Here is a 9,922-nt window from a genome sequence, read left to right as displayed (position 1 = left end):
GGCGCCGAGGTGCTGCGGCGGCTGAAGGCGCTGCCGGGGTACGGCGACCAGAAGGCGCGGATCTTCCTCGCGCTGCTCGGCAAGCGCGAGCGGTTCGCCGGCGCGGGCTGGCGGGAGGCGGCGGGCGCGTACGGCGAGGACGGGTTCCGCTCGGTCGCGGACATCACCGACCCCGCCTCCCTCGCGAAGGTCCGCGAGTTCAAGAAGGCGGCGAAGGCAGCCGCGAAGGACTGAGCGACTGCGCCGGGCCGTCTCGCGGATCCGGATCGATCGCGCGACACGCCGCCTCCCGGCCCGCGGACGCGGCGCGCCGTCCCGTCCGTCCGGATCCGCGAGAGGGATCCGGATCCGCGAACGTGGTCAGGCGGGGCGGCGGGAGGCCAGGGTCGCGGCGAGCACGCCGAAGACCAGGAAGCCGAGGGTCGTGCCCAGCACGACCAGCATCGGGGCCACCCAGCTCCCGGTCGCCTGGTGCACCGCACCGACGGCGGGAGGCGCGGCGGCCGCGACGAGGTAGCCGCAGGTCTGGATGAACGCGGACAGCGCGGTCGTGCGGCGGGCGTCGCCGCCGACCTCCGCGATGATCGTGAACAGCGCGGTGAACCCGCCGCCCTGCGCGATGCCGCCGGTGATGCTGCCGATCAGGAAGTGCTCCGGCGCGACGAGCAGCACGAACGGCAGGCTGACCCACAGCACGCCGATCAGGCCGATCACCGTGCGGGGCCGGAAGCGGAGGCGCAGCAGGGGCACGAGGATCGCGCCCGCGATGCCGGCGAGCTGGAAGACGGAGGAGGCGGACCCCGCGACCACCGCGGAGTACCCGCGCTCGTCGGCGAGCAGGGTCGGCAGCCACGTCGTGATGCCGTAGTAGCTGCAGGACTGGGCCGCGAACGCCCCCGCGAGCAGGACCGCGAGCAGGTCGGGCCGGAACGGCGTGCGGACGCCCGCGTCGGCCGCGGGGGCGGCGAGCGCCGCGGCGCGGCGGGTCCGGCGGAGCACGACGAGCCAGACGACGGCGGTGAGGACGCCGGCCACGCTCCAGGCCGCGACCGCCGCCCGCCAGCCGAGCAGCGCCGCGAGCGGCACGGTGACCAGGGAGGTGATGACCGTGCCGACGTTGATCGCGACGGAGTAGACGCTCGTCGCCGCTCCCCGCCCGCGCGGCGGCACGTCCCGGCGGATCACCGTGGGCACGAGGACGTTGCCGATGGTGATCGCGAGGCCCAGCAGCACGACGGCGGCGATCGCCGTGCCGAAGCCGTCGAACGACCGCACCACCGTCGCGACGACGATGCCGCCGACGCAGACCTCGATGGCACCCTCGAGCCCGAGCCGCCGCGCGAGCCACGGCGCCAGCGGCGTCGCCAGGCTGAAGCAGAGCAGCGGGATCGTCGTGAGCAGCCCGAAGCCGGCGGGGGTGACGCCCCAGTCGCGCTGCGCCTCAGCCGCGACGGGCGCCAGCGCGACGAGCGGGCTGCGCAGCTGGAACGCGAGCAGAGCGATCGCGGCGAGCAGCAGCCCGATGCGCAACCGGGCGCTGCGCCCCTCCCCCGCCGCGCTCATCGCCGGCCCAGTCTGCCAGGCCGCTGACCCCCTCCCCTGGCCCTCCCAGCCCCATCCCCGCGATGATCGGACGCGGTGCCGCCACGAGCCGCACCACCGACCTGAAGGAGCATCGGATGCGCATCGGCGTCCCCACCGAGGTGAAGAACAACGAGTCCCGCGTCGCCCTGACGCCCGGCGGCGTCGTCGAGCTGCGGCGACGCGGTCACGAGGTGCTGGTGGAGGCGGGGGCCGGGCTCGGCTCGGGGTTCTCCGACGACCTCTACGCGGCGGCCGGCGCGACGATCGCCGACGGCGCCGCCGCGGTGTGGGGCGAGGCGCAGCTGCTGCTCAAGGTGAAGGAGCCGATCGAGCAGGAGTACGCCTTCCTGCACGCCGGACAGACGGTGTTCACCTACCTGCACCTCGCGGCGGACCGCGCGCTCGCCGAGGCGCTCGTCGCCTCCGGCACCACCGCGATCGGCTACGAGACGGTGCAGCTGGCGGATCGCAGCCTGCCGCTGCTGATCCCGATGAGCGAGGTCGCCGGGCGCCTGTCGGTGCAGGTCGGCGCGTACCACCTGATGCGGCCGGAGGGGGGCGCGGGGCTGCTGCTCGGCGGCGTCGCCGGCACCCCGAAGGCGAAGGTCGTCGTGATCGGCGGCGGCACCGCGGGCGAGCACGCGACGGCCGCCGCGGTCGGCCTGGGTGCCGACGTCACGGTGATCGACGTCGCGCTCCCCCGCCTGCGGCAGCTGGAGGTGCGGTTCGGCGACCGCGTGCAGACCCGCACCTCCACCTATGCGGAGATCGCGGACCAGGTGCGGGAGGCGGACCTCGTCGTCGGCTCGGTGCTGATCCCGGGCGAGCGCGCCCCGAAGCTCGTGACCGACGAGATGGTCGCCGCGATGCGGCCGGGCAGCGTGCTGGTGGACATCGCGATCGACCAGGGCGGCTGCTTCGAGGGCTCCCGGCCGACGACGCACGACGACCCGGTGTTCCGCGTGCACGACGCGGTGTACTACTGCGTCGCGAACATGCCCGGCGCGGTGCCGGCGACCTCGACGCGGGCGCTCACGAACGCGACGCTGCCGTACGTGCTCGCGGTCGCCGGGCAGGGCTGGGAGGCGGCGACCGCGGTCGACCCGGCGCTCGCGGCCGGCGTGAACGTGGCCGGCGGCGAGGTCGTCAACCCGCACGTCCGCAAGGCCCTCGACTAGCACCCTGTTCTGCATTGTGAAGGCGATCCGGCGCAGCCGGATCGCCTTCACAATGCAGGAAGTCGGGGTCAGGAGAGGAGGTCGCGGACGTCGTCGGCCGTGAGGGCCGCGGAGAAGGGCTCCCCGTCGTCGACGACCGCGTCGAACAGGTCCTGCTTGCGGCGCTGCAGGGCCAGCACCTTCTCCTCGATCGTGCCGGCCGCGACGAGGCGCCGCACGGTGACCGGCTTGTCCTGGCCGATGCGGTGCGCGCGGTCGATCGCCTGCGCCTCCGCCGCCGGGTTCCACCACGGGTCGAGCAGGTAGACGAGGTCCGCCTCCGTCAGGTTCAGCCCGAACCCGCCCGCCTTCAGGCTGATCAGGAACACGGCCGCGTCGCCGGAGCGGAACCGGTCGATCGCCGCGTCGCGGTCGCGGGTGCCGCCCTCCAGCAGCGTCCACGGCACCCCCTCCTGCTCGAGGCGCGCGCCGACGAGCCGGAGGTAGGAGGGGAACTGGCTGAACACGAGCGCGCGGCGCCCCTCCGCGAGCGCCTCCACCAGCTCGGCCGCGAGCAGGTCGAGCTTCGTCGACCGCACCCCGTCGTGCTCCTCGCCGATCAGCGCCGCATCGAGCGCGAGCAGCCGCAGCAGCGTCAGCGACCGCAGCACGATGAACCGGTTGCGGTCCATGTCGGGCAGCAGCCCGAACAGCTTGCGCCGCTCCCGCTGCAGCGTCACGTCGTACAGCGCGCGGTGGTCGGGCGCGAGGTCGACGGAGAGCACCTGCTCCTCGAGCGCCGGCAGCTCGGGCGCGACCTGCTCCTTCGTGCGGCGCAGCACGAACGGCCGCATCCGGGACCGGAGGCGCGCGAGCCGCTCCGCGCGGTGCTGCGCGTTCGCCTCCGGCGCGGTCCCCGCGCCGACCCCCTCCGTGTAGCCGGCGCGGAGGCCCTCGATCGGCCGCACGAACTCCTCGCGGAACCGGCGGACGGAGGGGAACAGCCCCGGCACGGTGAGCGCGAGGATCGCGTGCAGCTCCGTCAGCGAGTTCTCGAGCGGCGTGCCGGTGACGGCGATCGTGCGCCGGATCCGCAGATCCCGCACGACGTGGTGCGTGCGGGCCGCCGCGTTCTTCACCGCCTGCGCCTCGTCGAGCAGCAGCGCCGAGAACGCGCCGTCCGCGGCCAGCCGGCCGAACGCGGTCGCATCGAGCCGGAGGCGGGCGTAGGTCGTGACGACGAGGTCGGCGCCGGCGACCAGGTCCGCGATCCGGCGCGCGGGGCCGTCGGCGTCCACGATCCGGCTGACCACGAGGCCTGGCGTGAACCGCGCGGCCTCCGCGATCCAGTTGGAGGCCACCGACGTCGGCGTGACGACGAGGATCGCGCCCCGCTCCCCGGCGGGCACCGTCTCGCGCACGTGCTGCGCGAGCGCGAGGCACTGCACCGTCTTGCCGAGGCCCATGTCGTCGGCGAGCACCCCGCCCAGCTCATGCCGCCAGAGGAATGCGAGCCACTCGAAGCCCTGCTGCTGATACGGCCGCAGCGCGGCCAGCAACCCGGCGGGAGGCGGCACGGCCGACGGCGGCGCCAGCACCGCGTCGCGCAGCGCGCGCCACTCCACGGCCTCCTCGGTCGTGTCGGCGACGTCCTCGAAGTCGGTCCAGTCGGCGGCGCGCGCCCGCGGGACGGCGAAGCCGGACGCCCACTCGGGGATCTCGGCGGACTCCGCGACGAGGTCGACGAGGTCGCGGAGTCGCGGGTGGGACAGCGAGAGGAAGGTGCCGTCGACCAGCTTGAGCCGCCGCCGCCCGCCGGCGATCGCGCTGAACAGCGGGCCGAAGGGGATGTCGCGGCCGTCGACGGTCACGGTGACGCCGAGGTCGAACCAGTCCGTGCGCTCGGCAGGCGCGACCTTCACGTCGATGATCGGGTCGCCCGTGACGACGACCGGCGCGGGCGCACCGACGTGCTCGACGACCACGTCGGGCAGCGCGACGAGGCCCGGCAGCACGTCGGCCACGAGGTCGAGCGCCTCCTCGTCGGTCAGATCGCGGGGCATGGGCAGGCCGCGGCTCGGCCACCAGCCCTCCGGCAGCAGCGCCGCGACGGCCGCGGCGTCAGGGGCGCGTCGCGCGCGGAGGCGCTCCCAGCGCCAGGAGAGCGTCGCGGTGCCGTGGTCGCCGGTCCGCACCGTGAGCACGAGCAGCGGCGGCTGCGGCACCGAGAGCACGACGGAGGCGTCGCTGCTGACCATCGCGAACCGCTCCTGCAGGGCGGGCAGCCAGCGCTGCCGCAGCTCGTCCGCCGCCTCGAGCGGCACGACCAGCGGATCGCGGGCCAGCAGGGCCGGGTCGGTCGGCGCCGCGAAGGGCGCGAGCACGACCTGGCTGGGCGACGAGCCCGTCGCCCAGACGCCGTGGTCGCCGACGGCGTGGGCCCCCTCGACCGGGACCGCCTCCCCGTCGACCAGCAGCCGCGGCGCGACCCTGACCCCCTCCGCGACCTGCACGGCGTCGAGGGCGAGCGACGCCTCCCCGGCCAGGCGCGCGGAGCCGCTGCCGGGCGCCACCAGGGGGACGCCGAGCACCTCCCCCTGCGCGAGCAGGTCCCAGACGAGCGGGTTCGGCGCCTCGTCGAGGAACAGCCAGTCCGGGTCCTGGCCCGCCGCCGCGGGCACCGCCGCGCGGAACAGCGCGCCGAGCTCGCAGGCCCAGCGGTGCTGCGCCGGATCCAGGTCCAGCCGGTTGCGCACGTGCGGCAGCGACTGCCAGGTGAGCGCCCCGCGGGCCCACCCGGCGGTCGTGCGGGTGACGGGCCGCAGGCCGAGCCGCAGCGCGCCGACCGCGTCGTCCGCCGCGGCGCGGGTCGTCGGGCCGTTCCAGCGGTGCGCGGTGCGCGGCAGCAGCTCGCGGGCCTGCACCTGCAGCCCCAGCCCGGTCGTGGGCGCCGGCGGCTCGGGCAGCGCCCGCTCGCCGATCAGCCCGTCGAGCGCCCGCCGCCACCCGTCGTCCGCGCCCACCGCTCCACGCTGCCACACCCGTCCGACGCTCGACTCCCCGGCCCCAGGGTCCGCCGTTCCGCAGTTCTTGCCCGACGCGCCGGTCGGGCGGCCCCCGGTCGCGGCGTGTCGCCGCGGATCTGCGGATCCGCGAGAGCGACGCGGAACCGCGAACGTCCTGCAGAGGCGCGGGAGGGTCAGGCGCGCCAGACCGCCGCGTCGTGGGCGAAGCGCGCCTCCACGATCCGGCTCAGCAGCGCGGGCATCCACGGCGGAGGCTGGGCGACGGCCGCGTCGGGACGGCGGACCGCCTCCGCGTCGGCCGTCCAGGCGGAGGCGGTGTCGTGCGTCTGGCCGGCCAGCAGCACGCCGCCCTCCTCCGCCTCGACCAGCACCGACTGGTGGCCCGCGGTGTGGCCGGGGGTCGGAACGAGGTGCACGCCGGGAGCGATCTCGGCTGTGCCGTCGAGCACCCGGTGGTCCGCCCCCGGGAAGTCGACGAGGTGCCGGAACGTGTGGTCGGGCGTGCGGGCGAGCTCCAGCTCCGCCCGCTGCACGAGGACCGGGCGCCCCGGCAGGTCGGGGTTCCCGCCCGCGTGGTCGACGTGCAGGTGGCAGTTCGCCACGACCACGACGTCCTCGGGAGCCGCACCGGCGGCGCGGAGGGCGTCCCGCAGCGGGACGCGGGCCGGTCGGTAGTGCGCGTCCACCTCCGGGTCGCCGGCGCCGATGCCGGTGTCGAGCAGCAGCACCCCGCGGTCGAGCGGCACGAGGAAGCCGTCGAGCGCCTCCACCCGGGCCCGGCCGTCCGCGGTCTCCTCCGCCGGTCGCACGATCGTGCCGAAGCGGACGCGGCGGATGTCGGCGGCGCGGATCACGAGCGGCCGAGCACGCCGGTCGACCACAGCACGGCGGCGATCATCACCGGCTGGAACGGCAGACGCACGGCGCGCTTGGTGTCGGTGTCGAGCCCGAGGGCGTCCCGCTGGTTGCGGTGCTGGGACAGGTTCCCCGGGAACACCGCGGCGAGGAAGGCGGCGATGAGCACACCGATCCGGTGCCGCTCCTTCGGCAGCGCGACCAGCGCGGCACCCATCGCGATCTCGCCGATCCCCGACACGAGCACGGTGTCGTCGACGTCGAACGGCACCCAGCGCGGCACCTGCGCCTCGAAACCCTCCCGGGCGAAGGTGAGGTGGCTCACGCCGGCGAAGACGAGGGCGCCTCCGAGGACGAACCGGGTGGCGGTCTGCAGCGTCGACGTCATCCCGGCATCCCACCCCGCGCGGCTGGGCGTCAGCGGAGGTACGCGTCCACGAACAGGGGCCCGCGGATGTCCCGGAACCGGTCGACCAGCCGGTCGGCGAGCGCGTTCGAGACGGAGGCGGCCGTCAGGTCGAACGGGCCGATCGGCGGCAGCGGATCGATGCGGACGCGCACCACCTCCCAGCCCGCGCGGCGGATCAGGCGGTCCTTCCGCTCGTCGACCGCCTCCCGCCTTCCGGAGTGCTCGAGGCCGTACCGGCCGACGGTGTCCAGCTCGACCGCGATGCGGAGGTCGGCCAGGATCAGGTCGGGCCAGGCCTCGAGGTGGTCGAAGAACGGCTCGCGCAGGCGGATCGCGGTCGGCGTCGCGTCCCAGACCAGCCGCTTCGCCAGCCGCTGCTGCAGCGCGGGCTCCGCGGCGGAGGCGGGCTTCGGCGCGCAGACGCTGACGAACGCCTCGCCGGGAGGCAGGTCGGGCGTCTTCTCGCAGAGCGGACCGACCTTCCGGGTGCGCGACGGGGCGCCGGTGCCGACCGGCCGATCGAGCGCGCCCTCGGCGCAACGCGGGCACCACGTCGAGCGGCGCCGCCGACCGCCTCCCGGCCGCATCCGCTGCTCCTCCGGCGTCGCGATGAACCGGTGCCCCACGTCGCACTGCCACTGCAGCCAGACGTCCGCGGAGAGCGGGACCTGGCTCAGCACGATCCCGGCGTTGAGCTCCGAGTGGTACTGCTTCACCAGCACCGGGTAGCGGTGCCACTCGTGGAAGTACCGGCCGACCGCGTAGGGCACCTCGCGGCCCGTGGAGGCGCGGCGGCGCTGCCACCAGGCGTCGACCGGCTCGGGCACGCGCTCACGCTAGGCGCCCCCTCCGTCAGGGCCGCTTCTCGCGGATCCGGATTCCATGCGCGGATCCGGATTCCTTCCGCGGATCCGGATGGATCGCGCGACACCCCGGCGCGGAGCGCTCGCGCGCGGCGTGTCGCCGATTCCATCCGGATCCGCGAAGCAGCGGAGCGCTCGCGGCCGGCGGTTCGCGCACGACGTCCTCGGTCGTGGCGGACCCGGAAGCGGAGAGCGCGCCTGGACCGACGCGATCACGCCCGGGATGGATCCGGGCGGGTTCGGTCATTCCGGGCGCGAAAAGGCGCCCGGAACGACCGAAGTCGCCCGGAATGCCGGGCTACGCGCCGAACCAGCCCGCGTCGGGCTTGTGGATCGCCTCCTGGTCCCGGCGCGGCTGCGTCGGCGCGGCCCAGCGGACGCCGTTCGCCAGCACGCGCTGGATGTCCGGCCGGTGGTACACGGGGTACTCCTGGTCGCCGGGCGAGAAGTAGAAGATCCGTCCGAGGCCGCGCGTGTAGGTGACGCCGGAGCGGAACACCTCCCCGCCCGCGAACGACGACACGAACAGCAGCTCGTCGGGCACCGGGATGTCGAACGGCTCCCCGTACATCTCCTGCTCAGGGATGACGATCGGGTCCGGCACGCCCTGCGTGATCGGGTGCGTGTGGTCGATCGTCCAGACCAGCTCGCGCTCGGCGGCGTTGCGCCACAGCAGCGACGCGGTCGAGCCGAGCAGCCGCTGGAAGATCTTCGAGTAGTGCCCGGAGTGCAGCACCAGCAGCCCCATGCCGGCGAGCACGTGCCGGTGCACGCGCTCCACGACCTCGTCGGACACCTCGGGATGGGCGATGTGCCCCCACCACAGCAGCACGTCGGTGCCCTCGAGCACCGCCTCCGTCAGCCCGTGCTCGGGCTCCTGCAGCGTCGCGGTGCGCACCACGTCGCCCTCCGCGGAGAAGGAGGCGCGCAGCCCGTCGGCGATCGCCGAGTGGATGCCGTCCGGGTAGTGGCCGAGCACGACCTGGTCGCCCCTCGACTCGTGCTCGTTCTCGTTCCAGACGGTGATCCTCATGCGACCTCGACCTCCCGGCCCTCGGCGGCGGACTGGTAGACGGCGTCGATCACGCGGCTGCGGTGCAGCGCGTAGTCGCCGTAGGCGTTCGCCCACGCGCCCGACCGGACGGTGGCGACGAACTCCCGGATGACGGCGAGGTGGTGGCCGGCGGGCACGTGCACCGTCGGCAGGGTGACGATCGGCGCGCCGCCCTCCTCCCCGTAGATGGCGATCGTGCCGTCCGTCGCGTAGTCCCGGACGAAGAGCCGCACGCCGCCGGTGGAGCCGAGCAGCTCGACCGCGATGTCCTCGTCGTCGGCGGAGTAGCTGGCCCACGAGGTCTCCAGGTGGATGGAGCCGCCGGTGTCGAGCCGGAGGAGGGCGCTCGCGAAGTCCTCCACCTCGAAGGCGCGGGTGCCGCCGCTCGTCTTCGAGTCCGCGCCGCCGCCGCGGCCGCCGCGCCCGAGCTCGCCGTAGGCGACCCCGCTCACGCGCTCGACGCGCGGCTCGTCCATCAGGTGCAGCGCGATGTCGAGCATGTGCGGCCCGAGGTCGACCATCGACCCGCCGCCGGCCATCGCCCGGTTCGTGAACCAGGAGCCGAGGCCGGGGATGCCGGACCGGCGGCGCCAGCCGGCGCGGGCGTGGTAGATCCGGCCGATGCGGGAATCGTCGAGGTAGCGGCGCAGGTACTGCACGTCGGCCCGGCGGCGGTGGTTGAACGCGATCTCGAGCACCCGGTCCGCGGCGCGCGCCGCGTCGACCATCTCCTGCGCGAGCGCCCCGGTCGGCGCGAGCGGCTTCTCGCAGAACACGTGCTTGCCGCTGCCGAGCGCGGCGATCGCGATCGGGTGGTGGAGGTGGTTCGGCACCCCGATGCTGACGACGTCGAGATCGTCCCGGGCGACGAGGTCCTGCCAGTCGTGGTAGCGGTTCGGCACCCCGCGGGTCTCCGCCAGCTCGTCGAGGCGAGGCTGCTCCTGCCCGGCGATCGCCACCACCTCGACCCCGGC

8 protein-coding genes and 1 pseudogene are annotated in these 9,922 nt (G+C 75.0%); 2 read left to right on the top strand and 7 right to left on the bottom strand.

Annotation, left to right across the window (positions count from 1 at the left end):
- Window positions 1-234 (top strand): annotated as a pseudogene (locus tag ACFE60_RS14795) (Fe-S cluster assembly protein HesB); the annotation flags it as partial.
- 126 nt (window positions 235-360) lie between these two features.
- Here ACFE60_RS14795 and ACFE60_RS14790 read toward each other — a convergent pair.
- The gene (locus tag ACFE60_RS14790) at window positions 361-1,563 is read right to left on the bottom strand and encodes a CynX/NimT family MFS transporter (RefSeq protein ID WP_375389628.1); all 1,203 of its coding nucleotides are present in this window, start codon (window positions 1,561-1,563) and stop codon (window positions 361-363) included.
- Between the two features lie 116 nt (window positions 1,564-1,679).
- Here ACFE60_RS14790 and ald point away from each other — a divergent pair, with 116 nt between their 5' ends.
- Complete coding sequence (gene ald, locus ACFE60_RS14785) at window positions 1,680-2,762, top strand: alanine dehydrogenase (RefSeq protein WP_375389629.1); 1,083 nt, start codon at window positions 1,680-1,682, stop codon at window positions 2,760-2,762.
- Window positions 2,763-2,830: 68 nt separating this feature from the next.
- On the opposite strand, the gene ACFE60_RS14780 is transcribed toward ald, so the two are convergent.
- The 6 genes from ACFE60_RS14780 to ACFE60_RS14755 form a co-directional block, all read right to left on the bottom strand.
- Window positions 2,831-5,764, bottom strand: a complete 2,934-nt coding sequence (locus ACFE60_RS14780; protein ID WP_375389627.1) for a DEAD/DEAH box helicase — start codon at window positions 5,762-5,764, stop codon at window positions 2,831-2,833.
- A 176-nt stretch (window positions 5,765-5,940) separates the two neighbouring features.
- Window positions 5,941-6,648, bottom strand: a complete 708-nt coding sequence (locus ACFE60_RS14775) for an MBL fold metallo-hydrolase (RefSeq protein WP_375389626.1) — start codon at window positions 6,646-6,648, stop codon at window positions 5,941-5,943.
- Window positions 6,618-7,010: a hypothetical protein gene (locus ACFE60_RS14770; protein WP_375389625.1), complete on the bottom strand. Its 393-nt coding sequence runs from the start codon at window positions 7,008-7,010 to the stop codon at window positions 6,618-6,620. Before ACFE60_RS14770 ends, ACFE60_RS14775 begins: the two co-directional genes overlap by 31 nt.
- Before the next feature lie 29 nt (window positions 7,011-7,039).
- Window positions 7,040-7,858: a hypothetical protein gene (locus tag ACFE60_RS14765; protein WP_375389624.1), complete on the bottom strand. Its 819-nt coding sequence runs from the start codon at window positions 7,856-7,858 to the stop codon at window positions 7,040-7,042.
- A 334-nt stretch (window positions 7,859-8,192) separates the two neighbouring features.
- A complete protein-coding gene (locus tag ACFE60_RS14760; RefSeq protein ID WP_375389623.1) occupies window positions 8,193-8,927 on the bottom strand; it encodes a ThuA domain-containing protein in 735 nt (244 codons plus the stop codon).
- The coding region (locus ACFE60_RS14755) for a Gfo/Idh/MocA family protein (protein WP_375389622.1) at window positions 8,924-9,922 on the bottom strand (999 nt) is incomplete at its 5' end. The genes ACFE60_RS14755 and ACFE60_RS14760, both read right to left, overlap by 4 nt.

The sequence above is a fragment of the uncultured Amnibacterium sp. genome, assembly GCF_964245895.1.
Classification (GTDB): domain Bacteria; phylum Actinomycetota; class Actinomycetes; order Actinomycetales; family Microbacteriaceae; genus Amnibacterium.
Note: the sequence above shows the minus strand (reverse complement) of the source record. Positions and strands in the feature narration are given on the sequence as shown.

Coding starts and splice junctions, on each gene's coding strand:
- ACFE60_RS14790 (WP_375389628.1), bottom strand. CDS start 1,563: ATGAGCGCGGCGGGGGAGGGGCGCAGCGCCCGGTTGCGCATCGGGCTG.
- ald (WP_375389629.1), top strand. CDS start 1,680: ATGCGCATCGGCGTCCCCACCGAGGTGAAGAACAACGAGTCCCGCGTC.
- ACFE60_RS14770 (WP_375389625.1), bottom strand. CDS start 7,010: ATGACGTCGACGCTGCAGACCGCCACCCGGTTCGTCCTCGGAGGCGCC.
- ACFE60_RS14760 (WP_375389623.1), bottom strand. CDS start 8,927: ATGAGGATCACCGTCTGGAACGAGAACGAGCACGAGTCGAGGGGCGAC.